22 protein-coding genes are annotated in these 21,443 nt (G+C 71.0%); 10 read left to right on the top strand and 12 right to left on the bottom strand.

What is annotated here, in order from left to right; genetic code table 11:
• Nucleotides 1-31: 31 nt before the first annotated feature.
• On the bottom strand, nucleotides 32-724 hold the full coding sequence (locus tag ACFVDI_RS17110; protein WP_378907076.1) for a GntR family transcriptional regulator: 693 nt from the start codon (nucleotides 722-724) through the stop codon (nucleotides 32-34).
• Between the two features lie 201 nt (nucleotides 725-925).
• Here ACFVDI_RS17110 and ACFVDI_RS17105 point away from each other — a divergent pair, with 201 nt between their 5' ends.
• The 5 genes from ACFVDI_RS17105 (at nucleotide 926) to ACFVDI_RS17085 (ending at nucleotide 7,536) form a co-directional block, all read left to right on the top strand.
• Entirely contained in the window at nucleotides 926-2,266 is a 1,341-nt protein-coding gene (locus tag ACFVDI_RS17105; RefSeq protein ID WP_378907074.1) for an MFS transporter, read from the top strand.
• An 80-nt stretch (nucleotides 2,267-2,346) separates the two neighbouring features.
• On the top strand, nucleotides 2,347-3,891 hold the full coding sequence (locus ACFVDI_RS17100) for a UxaA family hydrolase (RefSeq protein WP_378907072.1): 1,545 nt from the start codon (nucleotides 2,347-2,349) through the stop codon (nucleotides 3,889-3,891).
• Nucleotides 3,892-3,913: 22 nt separating this feature from the next.
• Nucleotides 3,914-4,816 carry a fumarylacetoacetate hydrolase family protein gene (locus ACFVDI_RS17095; RefSeq protein WP_378907070.1) on the top strand — a complete coding sequence of 301 codons (903 nt, stop codon included), beginning with the start codon at nucleotides 3,914-3,916 and terminating at the stop codon, nucleotides 4,814-4,816.
• A complete protein-coding gene (locus ACFVDI_RS17090; RefSeq protein ID WP_378907068.1) occupies nucleotides 4,813-6,282 on the top strand; it encodes an aldehyde dehydrogenase (NADP(+)) in 1,470 nt (489 codons plus the stop codon). The genes ACFVDI_RS17095 and ACFVDI_RS17090 overlap by 4 nt, the downstream gene beginning before the upstream one ends.
• A 72-nt stretch (nucleotides 6,283-6,354) precedes the next feature.
• The gene (locus ACFVDI_RS17085; protein WP_378907066.1) at nucleotides 6,355-7,536 is read left to right on the top strand and encodes an MFS transporter; all 1,182 of its coding nucleotides are present in this window, start codon (nucleotides 6,355-6,357) and stop codon (nucleotides 7,534-7,536) included.
• Here ACFVDI_RS17085 and ACFVDI_RS17080 read toward each other — a convergent pair.
• The 3 genes from ACFVDI_RS17080 to ACFVDI_RS17070 form a co-directional block, all read right to left on the bottom strand.
• Complete coding sequence (locus ACFVDI_RS17080; protein ID WP_378907064.1) at nucleotides 7,423-8,286, bottom strand: helix-turn-helix domain-containing protein; 864 nt, start codon at nucleotides 8,284-8,286, stop codon at nucleotides 7,423-7,425. The genes ACFVDI_RS17085 and ACFVDI_RS17080 overlap by 114 nt on opposite strands.
• 69 nt (nucleotides 8,287-8,355) lie before the next feature.
• On the bottom strand, nucleotides 8,356-9,177 hold the full coding sequence (locus ACFVDI_RS17075; protein ID WP_378907062.1) for an alpha/beta fold hydrolase: 822 nt from the start codon (nucleotides 9,175-9,177) through the stop codon (nucleotides 8,356-8,358).
• 164 nt (nucleotides 9,178-9,341) lie between these two features.
• Nucleotides 9,342-10,850, bottom strand: a complete 1,509-nt coding sequence (locus ACFVDI_RS17070) for an alpha/beta hydrolase (protein ID WP_378907060.1) — start codon at nucleotides 10,848-10,850, stop codon at nucleotides 9,342-9,344.
• A gap of 215 nt (nucleotides 10,851-11,065) precedes the next feature.
• On the opposite strand from ACFVDI_RS17070, the gene ACFVDI_RS17065 reads away from it, so the two are divergent.
• Nucleotides 11,066-11,848 (top strand): HAD-IIA family hydrolase, encoded by a 783-nt coding sequence (locus ACFVDI_RS17065; protein WP_378907058.1) that lies wholly within the window; start codon nucleotides 11,066-11,068, stop codon nucleotides 11,846-11,848.
• Nucleotides 11,849-11,866: 18 nt separating this feature from the next.
• Here the strand turns inward: ACFVDI_RS17065 and ACFVDI_RS17060 are convergent, their stop codons facing one another.
• Nucleotides 11,867-12,898, bottom strand: a complete 1,032-nt coding sequence (locus ACFVDI_RS17060) for a GlxA family transcriptional regulator (protein WP_378907056.1) — start codon at nucleotides 12,896-12,898, stop codon at nucleotides 11,867-11,869.
• 104 nt (nucleotides 12,899-13,002) lie between these two features.
• Between ACFVDI_RS17060 and ACFVDI_RS17055 the strand changes: the two genes are divergently transcribed.
• A complete protein-coding gene (locus ACFVDI_RS17055) occupies nucleotides 13,003-13,449 on the top strand; it encodes a MarR family winged helix-turn-helix transcriptional regulator (protein WP_378907054.1) in 447 nt (148 codons plus the stop codon).
• 12 nt (nucleotides 13,450-13,461) lie between these two features.
• On the opposite strand, the gene ACFVDI_RS17050 is transcribed toward ACFVDI_RS17055, so the two are convergent.
• The 3 genes from ACFVDI_RS17050 to ACFVDI_RS17040 form a co-directional block, all read right to left on the bottom strand.
• The gene (locus tag ACFVDI_RS17050) at nucleotides 13,462-13,848 is read right to left on the bottom strand and encodes a hypothetical protein (protein ID WP_378907052.1); all 387 of its coding nucleotides are present in this window, start codon (nucleotides 13,846-13,848) and stop codon (nucleotides 13,462-13,464) included.
• Nucleotides 13,849-13,935: 87 nt separating this feature from the next.
• Complete coding sequence (locus ACFVDI_RS17045; protein WP_378907050.1) at nucleotides 13,936-14,757, bottom strand: aldo/keto reductase; 822 nt, start codon at nucleotides 14,755-14,757, stop codon at nucleotides 13,936-13,938.
• Between the two features lie 29 nt (nucleotides 14,758-14,786).
• A complete protein-coding gene (locus tag ACFVDI_RS17040) occupies nucleotides 14,787-15,968 on the bottom strand; it encodes an MFS transporter (protein WP_378907048.1) in 1,182 nt (393 codons plus the stop codon).
• 140 nt (nucleotides 15,969-16,108) lie between these two features.
• Here ACFVDI_RS17040 and ACFVDI_RS17035 point away from each other — a divergent pair, with 140 nt between their 5' ends.
• Nucleotides 16,109-16,555, top strand: a complete 447-nt coding sequence (locus ACFVDI_RS17035) for a MarR family winged helix-turn-helix transcriptional regulator (RefSeq protein ID WP_378907045.1) — start codon at nucleotides 16,109-16,111, stop codon at nucleotides 16,553-16,555.
• A 26-nt stretch (nucleotides 16,556-16,581) separates the two neighbouring features.
• On the top strand, nucleotides 16,582-17,235 hold the full coding sequence (locus ACFVDI_RS17030; RefSeq protein WP_378907043.1) for an NAD(P)H-binding protein: 654 nt from the start codon (nucleotides 16,582-16,584) through the stop codon (nucleotides 17,233-17,235).
• A 9-nt stretch (nucleotides 17,236-17,244) separates the two neighbouring features.
• On the opposite strand, the gene ACFVDI_RS17025 is transcribed toward ACFVDI_RS17030, so the two are convergent.
• Together ACFVDI_RS17025 and ACFVDI_RS17020 are read right to left on the bottom strand one after the other, a co-directional pair.
• Nucleotides 17,245-17,763 carry a DinB family protein gene (locus ACFVDI_RS17025; protein WP_378907041.1) on the bottom strand — a complete coding sequence of 173 codons (519 nt, stop codon included), beginning with the start codon at nucleotides 17,761-17,763 and terminating at the stop codon, nucleotides 17,245-17,247.
• 113 nt (nucleotides 17,764-17,876) lie between these two features.
• Nucleotides 17,877-18,950 (bottom strand): NAD(P)H-dependent flavin oxidoreductase, encoded by a 1,074-nt coding sequence (locus ACFVDI_RS17020; RefSeq protein ID WP_378907039.1) that lies wholly within the window; start codon nucleotides 18,948-18,950, stop codon nucleotides 17,877-17,879.
• A gap of 64 nt (nucleotides 18,951-19,014) precedes the next feature.
• On the opposite strand from ACFVDI_RS17020, the gene ACFVDI_RS17015 reads away from it, so the two are divergent.
• Nucleotides 19,015-19,596: a dihydrofolate reductase family protein gene (locus tag ACFVDI_RS17015; protein ID WP_378907037.1), complete on the top strand. Its 582-nt coding sequence runs from the start codon at nucleotides 19,015-19,017 to the stop codon at nucleotides 19,594-19,596.
• A gap of 15 nt (nucleotides 19,597-19,611) precedes the next feature.
• On the opposite strand, the gene ACFVDI_RS17010 is transcribed toward ACFVDI_RS17015, so the two are convergent.
• Together ACFVDI_RS17010 and ACFVDI_RS17005 are read right to left on the bottom strand one after the other, a co-directional pair.
• Complete coding sequence (locus tag ACFVDI_RS17010) at nucleotides 19,612-20,937, bottom strand: hypothetical protein (protein WP_378907035.1); 1,326 nt, start codon at nucleotides 20,935-20,937, stop codon at nucleotides 19,612-19,614.
• A gap of 88 nt (nucleotides 20,938-21,025) precedes the next feature.
• Nucleotides 21,026-21,442: a limonene-1,2-epoxide hydrolase family protein gene (locus tag ACFVDI_RS17005; RefSeq protein WP_378907033.1), complete on the bottom strand. Its 417-nt coding sequence runs from the start codon at nucleotides 21,440-21,442 to the stop codon at nucleotides 21,026-21,028.
• Between the last annotated feature and the right edge of the window lies 1 nt (nucleotide 21,443).

Here is a 21,443-nt window from a genome sequence, read left to right as displayed (position 1 = left end):
ACCACCGGCTCTCCGCCGCCGTCCAGGCCGGTCACGCCTGGTTGGCGAACACCTCGCGGAGTCGCGCACGGGATGCTTCGAGGTGGTCCCGCATCGCGTCGTGCGCCGCGGTCGCGTCGCCGGCCCGGATGCTGTCGGCGACGCGGGTGTGCTCCTCGAGCGCCGCGGTGCCGACGTACTTCTTGTAGAAGAGCCGGAAGATGTGCATGTGGCAGTTGGTGCGCTCGAAGGCCGCGGGTAGGTATTCGTTGCCGGACAGCCGTGCCACCAGCACGTGGAACCGGTGGTCGTGCGCCGCCACGGCCCGGTAGGCCGAGTAGATGTCCGCCGTCGGCACCTCCTCGACGGTGTGCAGCTCCTCGACCAGCTCCCGGATCTGGTCGTCCCCCGCCCGCTCCGCCGCGCGAGCCGCGGACCAGGGCTCGATCAGCAGCCGGTATTCGAAGAGACTCTCGAACTGGTCCTGGGAGATCAGCGGGGCGACGAAGTAGCCGCGCAGCGACTCCTTGCGGACCAGCCCGTCGGCCTCCAGGCGCGCCAGCGCCTCGCGCAGCGGGGTCGGCGAGACGTTGAGCTCGCGCGCGATGGCGTCCATGTTGACCCGGGAGGACGGCTCGAGCTCGTGGTCCATGACCCGAGCCTTGAGCAGCTCGTAGACGTCGTCGCCCAGCGTCTGCCGCGAGGGCATGCGGGCCGGCGGCACCGCGGCCGAAGCGCTCGTCATCGTCGTCCACCTCCTTGGCGTCGCACAGATTCTTGCACGCACCCCTTGACGTGACTGCTGTCACATGCGAGTCTCTCCGATCGTAGATCCTACAGGATCTTTGATTTATACGGACGGCAGCCGATCGCCGCTGGATCCGTGAGGCCTCAGCCACCAGAATCTCGCTACGTCCGGTCGACGCGACCGGGGAGGAACCGTCCTATGTCCACCCAACACACCAGATCCGGTGCGGCGCCCGCCGCGGTCGCGGCGCGGCCGCCCGCCGGCGCGACCCGCGTCCGCTGGGGCATCATCGCCCTCGCCTTCGGCGGCCTGACCATCAACTACCTCGATCGAGCCAACCTCGGCGTCGCACTGCCCTTCATCGCCGAGGACATCCATCTGACGATGACCCAGCAGGGACTCATCCTTGCCGCGTTCTTCTGGTCCTACGACTTCTGCCAGCTCATCGCGGGCTGGTACGTCGACAAGGTCGGGCCCCGCCGATCCTTCACCACCGCGTCCGTGTGGTGGTCGCTCTTCACCATGCTGACCGGCGCGGCGACCAGCTTCGCCTCGCTCTTCGGCATCCGCCTGCTCCTCGGCGCCGGCGAGAGCCCGGCTCCCTCGACAAGTGCCAAGGTCGTCTCGCGGTGGTTCCCCCGTCAGGAGCGCGCCTTCGCCACGGCGATCTGGGACTCCGGATCACGTGTCGGCGGCGTGCTCGCGCTGCCGGTGGTGACGGCACTGGTGGCCATCTCCTCATGGCGGATGGCCTTCATCGTGACCGGTGCGGTCGGACTGCTGTGGACGGTCGCGTGGTGGCGTACGTATCGCGATCCCGACCAGCACGGCCGCGTGAACGCCGAGGAGCTTGCCTACATCCGCGCCGGCGGCGCGCGCACCGCTGACGCCGACTCCGAGTCGGCGCTGAAGGTCCGCTGGCGCGACCTGTTCGGCTACCGCACGGTCCGCGGCATGATGCTCGGCTTCTTCTGCCTCAACATGTGCATCTACTTCTTCATCACCTTCTTCCCGACCTACCTCGTCGAGGAGCGCGGGTTCTCGCTGCTCAAGCTCGGCGTCTTCGGTGCCCTGCCCGGTCTGTGCGCCGTGGTCGCCGCGTGGGTCGGTGGCTGGTTCGCCGATCGTGCGATCCAGCGGGGCGCCGATGTCACGAAGGTGCGCAAGACCGTGATCATCGGCGGGATGCTGGGCGGCTCCGTCATCGGGCTGGCAGTCGTGGTGCCCTCGGCGTGGATGGCCCTGGTCCTGCTGGCGACGGCGTACTCGAGCCTCGCCTTCGCCGCCTCGGGCATCTGGTCGCTGCCGGCGGACGTCGCCCCGAGCGACAACCACGTCGCCTCGGTCGGAGGCATCCAGAACTTCGCCTCCAACCTGGCCGGCATCGGGAGCCCGATCCTGATCGGCATGCTCGCGGACAAGACCGGGTCGTTCGTCGTCCCGCTCCTGGTCGTGTCCTGCTTCGCGCTGATCGGCGCGTTCTCCTACGCGTTCATCGTCAAGAACGCCGAGCCGCTGCCCGCCCGCGTCCGCGGCTGACCTCTTCGCCGTCCTGGGTCCCGCCGATCGGCGGGACCCAGGACCGCACCCTCGTTCGCGCCTGACAAGAAAGTTCTGCGATGACTTCCACCAGCCTCCACCAGGCCTGCCTGCTGCTCCACGCCGACGACGACGTCGCCATCGCGCGAGACACCCTGCCCGCGGGCACGGTGCTCGACACCGGCCGGGACTCGCTCGTGCTCGTCGACGATGTCCCCGGCGGCCACAAGGTCGCGGTGCGCGCCCTCCCCGCGGGGGCCCCGGTCCACAAGTACGGCCAGGTGATCGGCTTCGCCGTCGGCGACGTCGAGCCCGGTTCTCACGTGCACAGCCACAACCTCGCCTTCGGCCAGTTCGAGCGTGAGCACGAGGTCGCCGCGGTGGCCGAGCGCTCGCCGGAACCTGCTCCGGCGCCTCGTACCTTCGACGGGTACGTCCGGGCCGACGGACGCGTCGGCACCCGCAACTACCTCGGCATCGTCACCTCGGTGAACTGCTCGGCCACCGCCGCCCGGGCCATCGCCCGCCAGGTCGAGTCGTCGGGGATCCTCGACGACTACCCCGGCGTCGACGGCGTCTTCCCGCTCACCCACGGGCTCGGCTGCGGGATGGCCGGCGCCGGCAACGAGGGTTTCGAAGTGCTGCGGCGCACCCTCACCGGATACGCCCAGCACCCCAACTTCGCCGGCATCCTCATGCTCGGCCTCGGCTGCGAGGTCAACCAGGTGCGCGACCTCGCCGACGGCGCGCGCAGCGGGGTCGGCGTACCCCTGCACTCGCTGGCGATCCAGGACCTCGGCGGCACCCGCAAGACCGTCGCCGCGGGAGTCGAGCAACTGGCAGCGATGCTGCCCGAGGCCGACGCGATCAGCCGGCAGTCCGTTCCCGCCAGCGAGCTGGTGATGGCGATGGAGTGCGGTGGCTCGGACGCATGGTCCGGCATCACCGCCAACCCGGCGCTCGGCGCCGCCGCCGACCTCCTGGTCGCCCAGGGCGGCACCGCGGTCTTCGGGGAGACGACCGAGATATACGGCGCCGAGCACCTCCTCACCCGCCGCGCCGCCGGTCCCGAGGTCGCCGAGAAGCTGCTCGAGCGGATCCGCTGGTGGGAGAAGCACGTCCAGGCCGACGGCAGCTCGATCGACAACAACCCCTCCCCCGGCAACAAGGCCGGCGGTCTCACCACGATCCTCGAGAAGTCGCTCGGCGCGGTCGCCAAGGGCGGCACCACCACCCTGCGCGACGTCGTGAAGTACGCCGAGCGGATCACCTCCCGAGGCCTGGTGTTCATGGACACCCCCGGCTACGACCCGGTCAACGCCACCGGCATGGTCGCCGGCGGTGCGACCGTGCTGTGCTTCACGACCGGCCGCGGCTCGGCCTTCGGCTGCAAGCCGACGCCCAGCCTCAAGCTGGCCACCAACACCGCGGTCTACGAGCGGATGCGCGATGACATGGATCTCGACTGCGGCCCGGTCGCGACCGGCGGCGCCACCGTCGAGGAGATGGGGCAGCTGATCTTCGACCGCGTGCTCGACGTCGCCTCCGGCCGCCGGACCGCGAGCGAGGAGCTGGGCTACGGCGACGAGGAGTTCGTCCCCTGGCAGCTCGCGACCACCCTCTGACCACCCTTCCGAAAGGACTCTCATGCACATCGTTCGCTACCTCGATCACAACGACGAGCAGGTCCGGGTGGGCGTACGGACCGAAACCGGTGTCACACCGGTCGACGTCCCCTCGCTCGGAGCGTTGCTGGCGCTGCCGCTGGCCGACATTCGGCCAGCCGTTGACGCGCCTGCCGCCGAACCGGTCCCGCTCGAGCGGGTCACGCTGCTCCCTCCCGCTGACGGCCGGATGGAGGTCTGGGCATCGGGGGTGACCTACGAGCGCTCCCGAGCCGCCCGTAAGGAGGAGAGCACCCAGGCGTCGGTCTACGACCTGGTCTACGACGCGGAGCGGCCCGAGCTGTTCCTCAAGGCCGTGCCCTGGCGGCTGGTGACCGACGGCGAGCCGATCGCGGTGCGCCGCGACTCCCGGCTGGACGTACCCGAGCCCGAGCTCGCCGTCGTGGTCAACGCCTTCGGCGAGATCGTCGGCTACACGGTCTGCGACGACGTCAGCTCGCGCGACCTGGAGGGGGACAACCCGCTCTACCTGCCGCAGGCGAAGATCTACGCCGGCAGCTGCTCGCTCGCGACCGGCATCAGGCCGGCCTGGCAGGTCGCCGACGCCCACGACCTGGCCATCGGCGTGGAGATCCGTCGCGGCGCCGAGGCGGTCTGGTCGGCGGAGACGTCGACCGCCACGATGCGCCGGCGGCTGCCGGAGCTCGTCGAGTGGCTGTTCGCCGAGACGCACTTCCCCGAGGGCGTGGTGCTCTCCACCGGCACCGGCCTGGTGCCGGAGATGACGGTCACCCTGCTCGCCGGCGATGTCGTGGCCATCGAGATCGCCGAGGTCGGCACGCTCTCCAATCCCGTCGTCGAGGGCAAGGACGAGATGTCCTGGCTGCTCGACACCGACCCCTCTACCCGGGAGAAGGTCCGATGACGATCACCATCCCCACCCCGACCGACACGACCGCAGACACGGTCGAGGCACTCGTCACCGGCGCCGCGGACGCGGCCGCACCGCTCGCCGCGATGGCTCTCGAACGCCGGGCCGCGCTGCTCGACGCAGTCGCCGACACGCTCGACGCCCACGCCGACGAGCTCGTCCCGCTCGCGCACGAGGAGACGAACCTGCCGCTGCCTCGCCTGACGGGCGAGGTCGCCCGCACCACGGGGCAGCTGCGCCGGTTCGCCGCGGTCGTCCGCGACGGCGCCTTCCTCGAGGCGGTCGTCGACCATGCCGTCCCCGATGCCACACCTCCGCAGCCCGACCTGCGCCGGATGCTGGTGCCGCTCGGCCCCACCCTGGTCTTCAGCGCCAGCAACTTCCCCTTCGCCTTCAGCGTGGCGGGCGGTGACACGGCTTCCGCGCTCGCGGCCGGTTGCCCCGTGGTGGTCAAGGCCCATCCCGGACACCCGAGGCTGTCGGTACGCACCGCCGAGCTCGTCCAGGACGCGCTCGCCGCTGCCGGCGCGCCCGCGGGCAGCTTCGCGCTGGTGCACGGCCTCGAGGCCGGCATCCGGGCGCTCGAGCACCCCCTGCTGCGCGCCGCCGCGTTCACCGGCTCCACCTCCGCCGGTCGGATGCTGTTCGACATCGCCGCGGCACGGCCGGAGCCGATCCCCTTCTACGGCGAGCTCGGCAGCACCAACCCGGTGTTCGTGACCAGGGACGCGGTGAGCGCGCGAGGAGCCGAGCTCGTCGAGCAGTACGTCGCCTCCTTCACCCTCGGGGCCGGTCAGTTCTGCACCAAGCCCGGGCTGCTGTTGCTGCCGGCCGGCCACGGGCTGGACGAGACGCTGGCCGCCGTGACCGGTGCCGTCGAGGGCAGCGCGATGCTCAACGAGTCGCTGCACAACGGGTTCGTCGACCGGCTCCGCCGGCTGAGCGCGAGCAGCGACCGGGTGCTGCACGCGGGCACCGACGGACCGGCCCCGAGCACCAGCCCGACCCTGCTGGCGGCGTCGCTCGCCCAGGTCCGCGCCGAGCGCACACTGCTGGACGAGTGCTTCGGCCCGGTCTCGCTCGTGGTCGAGTACGACGACGAGGACGAGCTGGTCGACTTCGCCGCCGAGCTCGACGGCCAGCTGACCGCGACGATCCAGGCCGAGGAGCACGAGGCCGACCGCCTGGCACCGCTGCTCGCCGCGTTGGCAGACCGGGCCGGCCGCGTGCTGTGGAACGGGTGGCCCACCGGCGTGGCGGTCACCTGGGCGATGCATCACGGCGGTCCGTACCCCGCGACCACCTCGGCGCTGCACACGGCCGTCGGGGCGAGCGCCGTGCGGAGGTTCCAGCGGCCGGTCTGCTTCCAGGACCTTCCCGAGCCGGCACTCCCCGAGGCTCTGCGCGAGGACAACCCACTTCATCTGCCACGACGCGTGGACGGTCGCCTGGTCCACTAGCCCGCTCCATCCGGTCAAGCGCGGGCGACGGATGATCAACCCGGGCGCTCGGATCGCGGCGACGATCGAAGGGTGACAACGACTTCGCCGGCTTCGACGGCCACCTCGACCACCCCACCGACCACGACCGCCGGCCGCGCCGCGCCGGTGGTCGCGCTCGCCGCCGGGATCGCGATCCTGGTCTCGAGCGAGTTCCTGCCCGCAGGCGTACTGCCCACCATGGCGCGCGACCTCGGGATCAGCGAGGGGACTGCCGGGCTCGCGGTGGCGGCGACGGCGATCGCCGGGGCGGCCACCGCGCCGAGCATCGCCATGGTCTTCCCCCGGATGGACCGGCGTACGTTGCTGGTCGGCCTGCTCGTCGCCGCCGCGGTCGCCAACCTGGCGGTCGCGGTGGCGCCGGGCTTCGTCGTCCTGCTCCTCGGCAGGCTGGTGCTCGGCGCGGCGATCGCCGGCTACTGGTCCTTCGCCTTCGCCGTCGGGACGTACGCCTCACCCGGCCGTGACCACGTCATCTCGACCTCGATCGCGCTCGGTGTCACAGGCGCCACGATCGTCGGCCTGCCGCTGGGGTCGCTGCTCGCCGACGGGCCCGGCTGGCGCTGGGGGTTCGCCGCGGCCACGGTGCTGGGCCTGGTCTCCGCGGCCGCGCTGGCGCGGGCGCTGCCGCCGGTGCCCGCTCACCCAGGGGCAGGGTTGAGCATGATGCGTCAGGTCCTCCGTAACCCCAGGCTGGTCGCCGGTGTCGTCCTGGTCGTCGTGGTGGTGCTCGGGAACTTCGTGGCGTACCCGTTCATCCGGATCGCGATCTCCGAGACCTCCCCCGGCGACGGCATGTGGATGCTGGTGCTGTGGGGCGTCGGCGGGCTCTTCGGCAACCTGGCGGCCGGCCGGTTCTCTCACCGTCTACGCGCGGTCGTCACCATTGCGCCGCTTCTTCTCGCCGGTGGACTGGTGCTGACCGTCCTCGCCGAGAGCACGCCGATGATGGCCCTGGCGATGCTCGTCTGGGGGCTCGGGATCAACATGGTGCCGGTCGGCACGCAGCTGTGGGTCACCCGCGTCGAGCCGGAGCGCACCGAGGCGGCGCTGGCGCTCCAGGTGACCGCGTTCCAGGTGGCGATCACCCTCGGAGCAGCGCTAGGAGGCGCGGTCCTCGACGAGTACGGCGTCGGGCGCGTGCTCCTCATCGGCGCGATCGCGGCGGCCGTCGCCGCGGCTGGCTTCGGCGCGCTCCGCGTACCGCGCTCCTGAGGCGTCCTCGCGCCACGCCTGCGGACCGATCCCGTGGGTGGCGGTGAAGGCGCGGCTGAACGCGGCGCCCGATCCGTAGCCCACGGCGTAGGCCACCTGTTCGACCGGACGGTCACCGCCGGCGAGCAGGTGGCGGGCCGCACGCATCCGGATGTCGCGCAGCGCCTCGCTCGGGCTCTGCCCCAGGCTGCGGCGGAACCGCTCCCCCAGCGCCGACCTGGACAGATGCACCGACTCCGCCATGGCCTCGACCGACCAGGCCCGCCCCGGCTCCTCGACCAATGCGGACAGCACCTGCGCGACCGACGGGTCCAGGGCGGGCGCGGGACCATCGGTCCCGCGCCCGGTGTCCTCGAGCCAGGAGGCCGTCATCGCCGCGCCGAGCAGCGACGCGTAGCCCGACGCGAACAGCGCCGACGGACGGCACGGCCCCGCCAGCGGGCACCGGCGGAGCAGCTCGGCCACGCCGCCGTGCCTGCCGACGAAGTCGCGTACGACCAGCGGGTTGGCGAGCGGGTAGCCCACCGCGACCGCCCGCAGGTCGGCCCGGATCAGGGCCGCCCCGTCGTGGGTCGCCACCCGGTGGCTGACCTGTCCCCCGACCAGAGCCGCGTCGCCCGCGCGCAGAAGGTGCGACTGCCCGGCGGCGGTCAGCACCACCGTGCCGTCGTCGACGAGCAACCAGGTGGCGGAGCGTACGTCCTCACCGGCGGAGCCGGCGGACAGCACGTCCTGATTCGCGAACGTCATCTCCCACGCCGGGCTGTCCTGGTTCACACCTCACCCAGCGCGCGGAAGCCGCCGGGCTATTCCCGAGCCTCAGTCGGCGATGAACTCGAGGATGTCGGCGATGAGGGCGTCCTGGTAGTCGCCGGCGACACCGTGCGGAGCACCCTCGTAGACCTTCAGCGTGCCGTCGGAGACGAGCTTGACCGCCTTGTCGGCGGCGGCCGCGATCGGGACGATCTGGTCGTCGCCGCCGTGGGCGATCAGGATCGGCACGTCGAGCGCCTTGAGGTCCTCGGTGAAGTCGGTCTCGGAGAAGACCTTGACGCAGTTGTAGGCAGCGACCAGACCGGCCAGCATGCCCTGACGCTGGAAGTCGTCGATGAGGCCCTGGGAGACCTTGGCGCCGTCGCGGTTGAAGCCGTAGAACGGCACCGCCAGGTCCTTGTAGAACTGCGAGCGGTCGGCGAGCACGCCGGCACGGATGTCGTCGAAGGCCTCGATCGGCGTGCCCTCGGGGTTGGTCTCCGACTGGACCATGACCGGCGGCACCGCGCCGGCGGTGACGACCTTGCGGACCCGGCCCTTGCCGTGCTGGGCGGCGTAGCGGACGACCTCGCCACCGCCGGTCGAGTGCCCGATCACGACGAGCTCGGTCAGATCGAGGTGCTCGATGAGCTCGGCCAGGTCCCGGGCGTAGGTGTCCATGTCGTGGCCGAGGTCGGTGTTGGTCGAACGGCCGTGACCCCGACGGTCGTGGGAGATGACGCGGTAGCCGGCGTCGGCGAGCAGCTTGGCCGCGGCCGCCCAGGCGTCCGAGCTCAGCGGCCAGCCGTGGCTGAGCACGACCGGCTTCCCGGTGCCCCAGTCGGTGTAGTAGATCTCGGTGCCGTCAGAGGTGGTGAACGTTGGCATGGTGGGAGTCCTCGAGGTTCAGCGTCGGTCCACCGCCCCCATCGCCGGAGCTGTCGCGGTCCCGACGCCACCTCAATCCTCGGCGTCAGGCACCCCGTCGCGCCCCGCCGTATCTGCCCGATACCCCACGAATCCGGACACCTTCGACCGCAAGCGGGCGCAGGTCAGCGGGGTGCGGCGTCGGCCGAGCAGTGGTAGTCGCGCACCGGTCGCTCACCCGTGGTCAGATAGGTCGTCACCACGTGGTTCGCGCAGCGGTTCCTGCCGGCCGGGTAGACGCCGTGACCGCTCTGATCGGCGGTCACCATGGTGGCTCGCTCGCCCAGGGCCGTCCGCATCTTCCGCGCACCGGCGAGCGGTGTCGCCGGGTCACGAAGGTTCTGCACCATCAGTACGTCGGCCGGACCCCGATCGGTGATCAGGACCTGCGGTTCGGCGGGATCCGGCCAGTAGGCGCAGGGGGTGATGTTGGCCCCCGCGGCACCGAACAGCGGATACCTGACCCTGTCGACGGCGACGTTGCGCTGGTAGGTCGCAACCGACGACGGCCAGCGCGCGTCGTTGCAGATCATGTGGTAGCGGCCGGAGATGAGGTTGTCCACGTCGGTCACGGCGTCGCCTCCGGGCAGCGGTGGCGGCGGCTGGTTCACATCGGCCGCCTGCCAGATGCCTGCCAGCAGCGGGAACTGGGTCGGGCCGTACAGCAGGCCGAAGTTGATCAGCCGGAACGAGACGTGGTCGAAGGGGCCGTCCGGTGTCTGGATCGGCTTCTTCTCCAGCCGCTCGGCGAGCTCGAAGTACTTAGCTCGTACGCGCGCCGGGGTCGTGCCCAGGCCGAACTCGCGGTGATTCGCGGCAGCGAACTTCGCGAAGGTCGGGAAGGTGTGCTCGACGCCCCGGGACCACAGCCGGTCGCTCACGTAGTCCCAGCCGCCCGGCCCCATGTTGCTGTCGAGCACGATCCGGTCGCTGCGGTGCGGGAACAGGGTGGTGTAGACCGCGCCCAGGTGGGTTCCCCAGGAGGCGCCGGCGTAGGACAGCTTCGACTCGCCGAGCACGGCCCGGATCCGATCCATGTCGCGTGCGGTGTTGGCCGGGCTGACGTGCGGCAGCATCCAGGACGTCGTCGACGCCCTGCACTGCTGGGCGATCTGCTTGCTCACGGCTGCGTGCGCGGTCACGTCGGCGGCGTCGAGCGGATACGGCGGGATGCTCCCGGTCACCTGCTGGTCCGCGGTGAGGTCGCACGTCACCGGCGTGCTGCGGCCGATCCCGCGCGGGTCGAAGCCGATCACGTCGTAGCTGTCCTGGACGCTCTGCGGGAGCCCCATCGCGACGAGCATCGCCGGGTAGCTCTCACCCGCGGAGGGGCCACCGGGGTTGGTCACCAGGATGCCGCGCCGCTTGCCGGGCTTCGTGCTCGCCAGCCGCGAGACCGCGATGTCGATCGTCCTGCCGTCGGGGGTGCTGTAGTCCAGGGGGACCTTCAGGGTCCCGCACTGCATCCGCTCCGGGATCGGCACCGGAGAGATCTCGGCGGGGCACTTGCCCCACGTGATGCTGTCCGGTGGGGCGGCGTGTGCCTTGTCCGGAGCGGCCAGCGAGACCACTGGGGCCAGCGTTGCCGCCAGCGAGACGACGGCGACGGCGAGCGGTACCGAGATGCGTTTCATCTCTTCCTCCCGAGGACAGGACTGGGACGGTGTCAGTCTTCGCGGATCGGAGGATGGGAACATCCGGCCGAAGACCATTCCCGGGGCGGTCGAAAGAACTATTGACGGGTGGGGAAAGTAGGAGCGGCGCAGGTCCCTGCCCCTGCTGGAGACGCTTGCCGTACGAGTCGGCGGCAACGGTTGGCGGTTGGGCCACGATCGGCAAGGATGTCCCCGTGATCGACGAGCGCCCCGTCAAGACCTGGCTGACCGACATGGACGGTGTCCTGGTGCGCGAGGAGGAGCCGATCCCCGGCGCGGCCGAGTTCCTCGCCAAGCTCACCGCGGCGTCGGTGCCGTTCATGGTGCTGACCAACAACTCCATCTACACCCCGAGAGACCTGCGGGTCCGGTTGCTCCGCTCCGGCCTGGACGTGCCCGAGAAGTCGATCTGGACCTCGGCGCTGGCCACCGCGCAGTTCCTCGCCGACCAGCGGCCGGACGGATCGGCGTACGTCGTCGGCGAGGCCGGGCTGACGACCGCGCTGCACGCGGTCGGCTACGTGATGACGGAGAACGATCCCGACTACGTCGTGCTCGGTGAGACTCGCACCTATTCGTTCGAGGCGATCACCCGGGCGATCCGGCTGATCGAGGGCGGCGCGCGGTTCATCGCCACGAACCCCGACCCGAGCGGGCCGAGCCCGCAGGGCACGCTCCCCGCGACCGGCTCCGTCGCGGCGCTGATCAGCGCCGCGACCAACCGGGCGCCCTACTTCATCGGCAAGCCCAACCCGCTGATGATGCGCAGCGCGCTCAACCAGCTCGAGGCCCACTCCGAGACCACGGTGATGATCGGCGACCGGATGGACACCGACATCATCAGCGGCCTCGAGGCCGGCATGCGCACGATCCTCGTCGAGACCGGGTCGACCAAGCCCGAGCAGGTCGAGACGTTCCCGTTCCGGCCGACGCGCGTGGTCGCGTCCATCGCCGACGTACTGCCGCTGCTCGACTGAGGATCGGCCGGCGAGGACTCAGTCGGCGAGCTCGAACTCGGCTCGTCCCCGGGCACGACCGCGTTCGGCGGAGAGCGCGGACCGGAACCGGCGCTGGTACTGCGACGGCGAGATGCCGAGCCGCGCGACGAACGTCCGCCGCAGCGCCTCCGGGCTGCCGTATCCCGACTGCACCGCCGTCTCGGTCACGCTCGCACCGAGCTCGAGGTGCATCCGGGCGAGGTCGAAGCGCACCGCGGTGACGTACTCGGACGGTGACTGGCCCAGCTCGTCGCGGAAGCGCCGGGCGAGATGGCGCGGGCTGGTCGAGACGAGCCGGGCGAGGTCGGTCACGGTCCAGGCACGGGTGGGATCGGCGTCGACCAGATCGGTCGCGCGGCGGACGATCGAGGCAGGTCGTGCCCGGGCCCGCAGCGGGACCGAGTACTGCGACTGGCCGCCGGAGCGCTGCAGGTAGACGAGCAGGAGCTGGGCGACCTGTCGCGCGATGTCGGCGCCGTGGTCGTCCTCGACCAGGGCCAGCGCCAGGTCGATGCCCGCAGCGACACCGGCCGAGGTCAGGATCTCGCCGTCACGTACGAAGATCGCGTCGGGCTCCACCCGCACGCGCGGGTACAGCCGCTGGAGCTCCGGCGCGAACTTCCAGTGCGTCGTCGCGCGCCGGCCGTCGAGCATCCCGATCTCGGCGAGCACGAAGGCGCCGCTGCAGATCGAGACCACCCGCCGGGCACGCGAGGCCAGCGAGATCGCCGCCTCGGTCACCGTGCTGCGTACGAACTCATGGGGCGGCAGCTCGCTTCCCGGCACGATCACCGTGTCGAAGTCGCCCGACTCGTGGGCCGCGCCGTGCACGGAGACCCGGCTACCGAGAGAGGTCACCACGTCCTTCCCGTCCGGCGAGAGCAGCAGGATGTCGTAGGCGTCCACCGCCTGGTTGGCCTCGACGAAGACCTCGGCGGGACCGACGTAGTCGAGCGTCTTCACGCCGTCGAAGAGCAGGAACGCGATGCGGCGGCGGGCACGGGACGGGGGCTTGGATATGTCGTTCACTCCTCGAGGCGAATTACCTTGCGTACAAGGAATCTACGCCGCACTTACCTTGCACGCAAGGCTTCTCTCGAAAGGCTTGCGCGCAAGGGTTGTAGGGTGGGCCCATGACAGAGACTCGCCACAGCCTGGAGCTGAGCGAGCAGCTGTGCTTCTCGCTCTACACCGCGCAGCGGCTCGTGACCGCGGCCTACCGACCGATCCTCGACGCCCTGGGACTGACCTATTCCCAGTACGTCGCCATGCTCGTGCTCTGGGAGAGCTCCCCCGTCACGATGGGCGAGCTCGGCGAGCGGCTCGGCCTCGACTACGGCACCGTCACGCCGCTGGTCAAGCGCTTGGAGGCGGCCGGGTTGGTCACCCGCGAGAAGCTCCCCGAGGACCAGCGCAGCGTCCGCCTGCGCCTGACCGATGCCGGCACCGATCTGCGCAGCCGCGCCGAAGGCGTTCCCGACACCATCGCCGAGGTGATGGCGCTGCAGACCGAGGAGTTCACCACCCTCAAGGACTCCCTCGAGCACCTCAGCGACAACGTCGCCCAGCGCCTCCGCTGAGCATCCGCGACCTCAGTCGGTCAGACGCAGGTCGCCCTCGGCCCGGGGCGGCAGGTTGGACAGGGCGGCCTGGACGAGCGCGACGCGCGCCTTGACCGTGACCGCCCGACGGAGCCGGCCGACGTCGTCGCCGATGTTGCGCTCGACGGACTCGCGGATCTGCTCCTCCGGGAAGGACGGGCGGCCGCCGACGGGGACGTCGACATCGGGAAGGTCGGTGAGCACCGGGAAGATCTGGGTGCCGATGCTGTCCAGGAGCTTGAAGCGCTGGAACCGGTCGGTCTCGTCCCAGACCTTGTCGATGTCTGCACCGCCCTTGCGGAACCTCCGGCCGGAGGCCAGGACGGACTTCGCCGTCCCGGTCAGGGCCACGGTGAGCTCGTGCTCGGTCAATCGCATGCGCCAAGCATGCCCCCAACCGGTCCGGACGTCCGCCCTGGGCTGATCACCGATCGATAACACCTGCTTCCCGGGCAAGCGCAGGCGTCAGGCGGCGTTGAACGTCGCCGGGTCCGGGCCGGTGCGGCCGTCGCTCTCCAGGGCGTCGATCGCGGCGAGGTCGGCGTCGGTGAGATCGAAGCCGAACACGTCGATGTTCTGCGCGATCCGCGACGGGGTCACCGACTTGGGGATCACGATCCGGCCCTGCTGGAGGTGCCAGCGCAGGATCACCTGGGCGGTGGTGCGGCCGAGGCGGTCGGCGATCGCGGTGATGACCGGGTTCTCGAGCATGGCGCCCTGGGCGAGCGGGCTCCACGCCTCGGTCGCGATCCCGAGCCGGTCGTCGGCGACCGCCGTCGCGCGCTGCTGCAGCGCCGGGTGGAGCTCGATCTGGTTGACCGCCGGCACCGTGCCGCCGAGACCGACGACCCGGTCCAGGTGCTCGGGCAGGAAGTTCGAGACGCCGATCGCGCGGGTCCGACCTGCGGCGTACAGCTCCTCGAGTCCCTGCCAGGCGTCGAGATAGAGATCGCGGGCCGGGGTCGGCCAGTGGATCAGGTAGAGGTCGACCCGGTCGAGGCCGAGGAGCTCGAGGCTCTTCTCGTACGCCTCGGCCGGCCGCTCGTGGTCGGCGTTCCAGAGCTTCGTGGTGATGAAGAGCTCCTCGCGGGCGATGCCCGACTTCGCGAGCGCGCGGCCGACGCCGGCCTCGTTGCCGTAGACCGCCGCGGTGTCGATGCTGCGGTAGCCGGCCTCGAGCGCCGCGGTCACGGCCGCCTCGGTCTCGTCGTTCGGCACCTGGAAGACGCCGAAGCCGAGCTGTGGCATCTCGACGCCGTTGTTCAAGGTGATGTTCGGGATGGTCATGACTTCCTTCTCTTCGAGGTAGGTGAGGTTCAGGCAGGGACAGGAACGGACGTACGCCGCTCGCCCCCGGGCGCACGGACGGCGACCAGCAGCACGAGCAGACCGAGCGCGGTGACCCCGGCGCCCGCCCACAGCGGCGAGGTGTAGCCGAGGCCGGCGGCGAGGGTGAGGCCGCCGATCCACGCGCCGAGCGCGTTGCCGACGTTGAAGGCGGCGATGTTGGCGCCGGAGGCGAGGGTGGGCGCCCGGTCGGCGTACCCCATCACCCGCATCTGCAGGGCCGGCACCGTGCCGAAGCCGACCGCGCCCATCAGGACCAGCGCGACGACGGTCAGCACCTGGCTGGTGGCGACGAGGGCGAAGGCGGCGAGGACGAGGGTCAGGGCAGCGAGGAGAACACCCAGGGTCTTGACCAGATCGCGGTCGGCGGCTCGGCCGCCGACGATGTTGCCGAAGAAGAGGCCGACGCCGAAGAGGACGAGCAGCAGCGGGACCGCACCCGCGGAGAAGCCGCTGACCTCGGTCAGGGTGAAGGCGATGTAGGTGAACCCGCCGAACATGCCGCCGTAGCCGAGCACGGTCAGGGCGATCGAGAACCAGACCTGAGGGCTGGCGAAGGCGGCCAGCTCGGTGCGTACGGCCGGGGCGGCCTCCTCGCTGCGGCCGGTGTGGGCCGGGACCAGGAGCGCGATGCCGACGAAGGCGATGATGCCGATCACGGTGATGGCCCAGAAGGTCGAGCGCCAGCCGGCGGCCTGGCCGAGCAAGGTGCCGAGCGGTACGCCGAGGACGTTGGCGAGGGTGAGGCCGCCGAACATGAAGGCGATCGCGCTGGCCTTGCGCTCCGGGGCGACCAGCTGCGCGGCGACGACGGCACCGATGCCGAAGAAGGCACCGTGGCACAGGGCCGCGATGATCCGGCCGACCATCATCGTGGCGTAGTCGGGCGAGATCGCCGAGACCAGGTTGCCGATGATGAACAGCACCATCAGGCCCAGCAGGGCGAACTTACGGGGCACGCGGGTGAGCGCGAGGGTCAGGGCGATGGCGCCGATCGCGACGCTGAGGGCGTAGCCGGAGATGAGGTAGCCGGCGGTGGTCTCGCTGACCGCGAAGTCGGCGGAGACCTCGGGCAGCAGGCCCATGATGACGAACTCGGTGAGGCCGATGCCGAACCCTCCGATCGCGAGGGCTAGCAGTGCGACGGGCATGGATGACTCCTGAACATGGACGGGTTGCGTCTGTTGATAGTCCGCGTGCGCAGTAGTTGCACACGCTTGATATTTATAGTTGCACGCGCGCACTATCCGCGCAACTCGGGTATGCTGGAGGTGTCCACGAAGGAGGACCCATGGGAATCGCTGATGACGCCGTCGAGATCCGCGCTCAGGGCTGGCGCACGCTGGCGGCCGTGCACGGACTGATCGAGGCCGCGCTCGAGAAGGCGCTGCAGCGCGAGCACGGGCTGTCCGTCGTCGAGTTCACCGTGCTCGACGCCCTCAGCCGCCAGGACGGCTGGCACATGCGGATGCAGCAGCTGGCCCGCGCCGCGGCTCTCTCCTCCTCGGCCACGACCCGCCTGGTCACCCGCCTGGAGAACCGCAACCTCCTCACCCGGATCCTGTGCGCCGACGACCGGCGCGGGATCTACACCGAGCTCACGCCCACGGGACGGGCCCTGCTGAAGAAGGCCCGCCCGCTGCACGACGAGGTGCTGCGTACGGCACTGGACGAGGCCGCCGAGATCCCCGAGCTCGCGCCGCTCGTGCACGCGCTCGGGTCGCTGTCCCCAGCTTGACCCTCCGTACTGCCTATGGTGGAGGCATGCGCATCGCCATCGTCGGCGGCCACGGCAAGGTCGCCCTCCATCTCCATCCGATCCTCGCCGCCGCGGGCCACACCCCGGTCGCACTCGTACGCAGCGAGAGCTACCGGGCCGAGCTCGAGGCGCTCGGGGCCGAGGTCGGCCTGCTCGACATCGAGAACCAGGACGCCGACGGGTTCGCTGCCGCCTTCGCGGGCTGCGACGCGGTCGTCTTCGCCGCCGGAGGCGGCCCCGACGGCAACAAGGAGCGCAAGCGCACCGTCGACCTGGAGGGCTCGACGAAGTCGATCGCGGGCGCGAGGGCCGCGGGCATCAAGCGCTTCGTCCAGGTCTCGGCGATCAGCGTCGACGAGCCGGTCCCGGCCGACGCCGGTGAGGTCTGGAAGGCCTACGTCGAGGCCAAGCGTGACGCCGATATCGCTCTGCGCGACAGCGACCTCGAGTGGACGATCCTGCGTCCCGGCGGCCTCACCGACGAGCCCGCGACCGGGCGGGTGAAGCTGGCCCCGAAGCTCGACCGCGACACCATCCCGCGCGCCGACGTGGCCGCGGTCATAGCCGCGGTGATCGACGACGACGCCACCGTCGGCAAGCAGTGGGAGCTGGTCTCCGGCGACGCCTCGATCGACGAGGCCATCGCCGCCGTTCTCTGAGGCTCGCTCTCAGCGCAGACCCAGCAGCCCCTTGACGTACGCCGCCTGGCCGATGTGCTGGGCGGCGTCGTCGACGACGCTGACCAGCCGCACGGCAGCGGTGACCGGCGGGTCCCAGCGCTCGTCGATGACCCGCGCGAGATCCTCATCGCTCAGCGAGCCGACGAGCTCGAGGGTGGCCGCATGGACGGCCCGGTAGTAGCCGGTCAGCAGCACCGGGTCCTCCAGCCGGAACGCCGCAACCTCCTCGGCGGACTGCCCGTAGCCCATCGCTCGTGGCCGATAGGGCAGCCCGAACCGCTCCACCCAGCCGTCCCGCGCCCACACCTCGTCGGTGCTGGCCAGCGGCGCGATCTGAGCGTCCTCCATCCGGGCGATGTGCCACAGGGTCCAGGCGATCGAGTTCGCCCGGTCGTACGGCCGCCACAGCAGGTCCTCGACGGAGAGGCCGTCGACGATCGCGGGGAGGCTCTCCGCGATCCGGCCGAAGCCGTCCGCGAGCAGGCGCTGGGACCAGGTTTCGCTCATGCCTTCCGTTCTACACCTCGCAGGGTCGGCGCCCGTGCTCTCGGCAGAGTGTGCCGCGGTCCGGCAGGCATTTTCCCGCCATGGCGGGATTCTGCGCACCCGACGGACGACGATCAGACCAGCTGCGGCAGGTTCTCCTGGGCCTCGCTCCACAAGCGGGCGATGATCTGGCCGGCGGGTTCGGAGACGGCGCGACCGGCGGCCTGGCCGGCCCAGTGGTTGGCGCGGTCCAGGGCGACCGGTGCAGCCGCGTCCGGCGTGCCCTTGCGCCACCGGGCGACCAGTCGGCGCTGATGAGGGTAGGGCGCGGGCGACGGTGCACCCGGAACTTCCCAGGAGCGCACATAGGGCGTCGGGGCGGAGCGGCCGAGGCGGCCGGAGTAGGCACGGGTGGCGACCGTGTCCTCCGGCTCGAGCCCGTCGAGCGACGCGGCCCAGGCGTCGGCGATCCCGGTCTCGGGCGACCTCAGCAGCGCGCTGCCGACCTGCACGGCGCTCGCACCGAGGGTCAGCGCCGCGGCGACGGCACGACCGTCGGCGATCGCGCCGGTCGCGATGACCGGCAGGTCCACGCCGTCGACGATGTGCGGGAGCAGGGCGAACAGCCCGACGGCCGTACGCTCCGCCGTCCCCGCCTCGAAGACGCCGCGGTGCCCGCCGGCCTCGAGTCCCTGCGCGACGATGGCGTCGGCGCCGGCCTCCTGGGCGGCCCGAGCCTCGGCCAGGGTCGTGGCGCACGCGAACCAGGCGATCCCGGCCTCGTGCAGACGGTCGACGTAGTCGGGCGGGAAGAGGCCCATGATCGAGGAGACGACCGTCGGCCGGGCGGCGAGCATCGCCTCGCACTGCTCCTCGAACGAGGGCGCGGGAGGCTGCTCGGGTCCCGGCGTACCGAACCGTCCCAGGAACTCCTCCGCGGCCGAGATCCTGGCCTGGTCGTCGTCGAGGGGGTCGGGGATCCAGATGTTCAGCTGCAGAGGACCCGTCGACATCGACCGGAACTCGGCGGTCCACTCCGCGATCCGCTGCGGCGGGTCGAGCACCACCCCGGCCGCACCCATTCCGCCGGCGTCGGCCACCGCGGCCGCCGCCGCGGGCGGACAGGCGCCCGCCATCGGCGCCTGAAGGATCGGCATCGAGAGGCCGTACGCCTCGCAGAACTCCTGAGCACGTCGTCGGGCCGTCATGCCTTCACGGTAGCGCCCGGAAACCTCTGGCGCTGTCCGAGTCCGTCACGGCAGGATCGGGCTCATGCGCACCCTCATCTACTCAGCTTTCGTGTCCCTCGACGGCGTCGTCGACTCCCCCGGCGGCGGCTCGCCGTCCGAGCAGCACCGCAGCGGTGGCTGGACGTTCCAGGACATCGAGTTCCTGCCGGAGGCCTACGCCATCAAGGGCAGCGAGATGGAGGAGGCCGGCGCGCTGATGTTCGGCCGCCGCAGCTACGAGGCCTTCGCCCCGATCTGGCCCGACATCGAGGACTTCGCGGTGGTCAAGGAGATCCCGAAGTACGTCGTCTCGACCTCCCTCGGCGAGGAGGCCCTGGTCGAGGGCTGGGGCCCGCAGAACATCGTGAGGTCGCTGGACGAGGTCGAGCAGCTCAAGCAGGGCGACGGCGGCCCGCTCCTGATCGCCGGCAGCGCCGAGCTCGCCCGCAACCTCTCCGACGCCGGCCTGATCGACCGCTACCACCTGCTCGTCTTCCCGGTCGTCCTCGGTGCCGGGAAGTCGATGTGGAGCGAGACCGACAAGGACAAGCAGATGCTGAAGCTGGTCGAGTCGGAGACCTACGCCAACGGCATCCTCAAGCTCGTCTACGACGTCGTCCGCTGACGCCGGCCTGGACGCTCAGGGGCAGCGCGCGTAGAGGCGGCGTGAGCCGGTCCCGTACGCAGCGGGATCGGTGAACGCGCAGCCGTAGTCGGGCGCGGCGACCGCTGCCCGGTCGAGCACGTCGTCGCCGGCCGGGCGGTCGCCGTGCTCGACCCAGTCGACGAGGTCGCCCCAGGCCGTCGCGGCCTCGGTGGGACTGAACTCGCAGTGCCCGGCCGACCGGATCGCCCGCTGCACGACGAGACCGTCGCGGTGGTGGCGCTTCACCTCACGCAGGTAGATCTGCTCCAGCGAGAACGGCACGAACATGTCGCCGAGGTTGTGCAGGCTCACCACCGGTGCGCTCGGACGGCCGGAGATCCGCGAGGGCGCGTTGAGCCGGTGGCTGTAGCGCCCGGCCGGATCTGCGGGGTCGATCCGCTCGATCTGGCTGTTGAGATCGACCGGCGAGCTCGGCGTGTAGACGGTGTCCTGGTTGGTCGCGACCCGGGCGATGTTGAAGGCCAGGGTGCCGCCGTCGTCGACCGAGGGCAGCGAGAACAGGAAGTCCTTCCACTGCCCGAAGGCCGCCACCGCGCCCGGCCGCGGGCCACCGCTGCGCTCGATCGTCATCGCCCGCAGCTGCTCGCCCTCCGGGGTCAGCGTGCCGTCGAGCCCCAGCCGCTCCTTGATCACCGGGACGTCGGCACTCTGGTAGTTCTCGTCGTAGGGGTAGGCGTCGTGCCCGGCGAGCGCCTGGGCGCCGAGGTTGTAGTCGACGAAGAAGTCGAAGAGCTCCACGTCCCCGAGCTGCCCGCACATCGGCATCGCGCCGTCGTAGAACCCCGGATACTGCTCCAGCGAGCGACCGATCACGTGCCCGCCCATGGACACCCCGGTCACATACGTGCGGCTGGCACGGCGGGGCAGCAGCTCGGAGGCGTACGTCGCCAGGTCCCGGGTCGAGCGCACCCCGGCACCCACGTCGTAGCCGTTGGTGGAGTAGCTCGACGCCGCCCAGGCGTAGCCCTGCTCGAGGAACGTACGCCGCAGCCCGAACCCCGGGGTCTCGGGCGTCAGCGTGTAGCTGAGCCCGCGGTAGCCGTGGGCCCACATCACCAGCTCGCCGTTCCAGTCCGCCGGCACCTCGAGGATGTACGCCGCGTGCTCGTGCACGCCCTGGCGCACCGTGGTCTCCTCGCCGCCGACGACGATCGGTGCCAACGCCGGGTTGCTGATCGTGTAGCCCGGCAGCGGCTGGTCACCGGGAGGCTCGGGGTCGGCGACGGCCGGGCCGGTCGAGGCGACCAGTGCGGAAGCGATCAGGAGCAGGGCGAGGAGAGCGACTGACGCACGAGGCATGTCTCCGAGCGTAGGGCTCGCTGTGACTGGCGTCACAAGAACAGCGCACGAGGTGCCTCGTGCACTGCGCACAACAGCGCTCGGTGGGTCAGCGGCCGACGGCCTTCCGGATCGCGCCGAACGCGGCGAGGCCGACGCCCTTGACGCCCGCCGCGATGAACGTGGTCCAGTCGAAGTAGTCGCGCCAGAGCACGATCTTGCCGTCGCGCACCTCGAAGGTGCCGCACACCCAGAACTCGGCGGAGACCGAGCCGCGACTGAGCACGTCGATGCGCTCGGTGAGCACCACCGGGCCGTTGGCCGCGATGTTGATCATCCGGACCTCGAAGCCGGTGGCGTACTTCCCCATGACCCGCAGCTGGCGCCCGACCTCGGACAGGCCGCGGGCGGGCGGCAGGGGCACGTTCTGGTAGGTGACGTCGTCCGCGCACAGTGCCAGCGCCGCGTCGACCTCTCCGGTCTCGAGCGCGGCCAGGAACTGCTCGACGATCTGGATCTCGGTCATG

Origin of the sequence: Nocardioides sp. NPDC057767 (assembly GCF_042798275.1) — a bacterium.
Lineage (GTDB): Bacteria > Actinomycetota > Actinomycetes > Propionibacteriales > Nocardioidaceae > Nocardioides.
The sequence above is the reverse complement of the archived record's forward strand: the minus strand, read 5'-3'. Positions and strand labels throughout refer to the sequence as shown.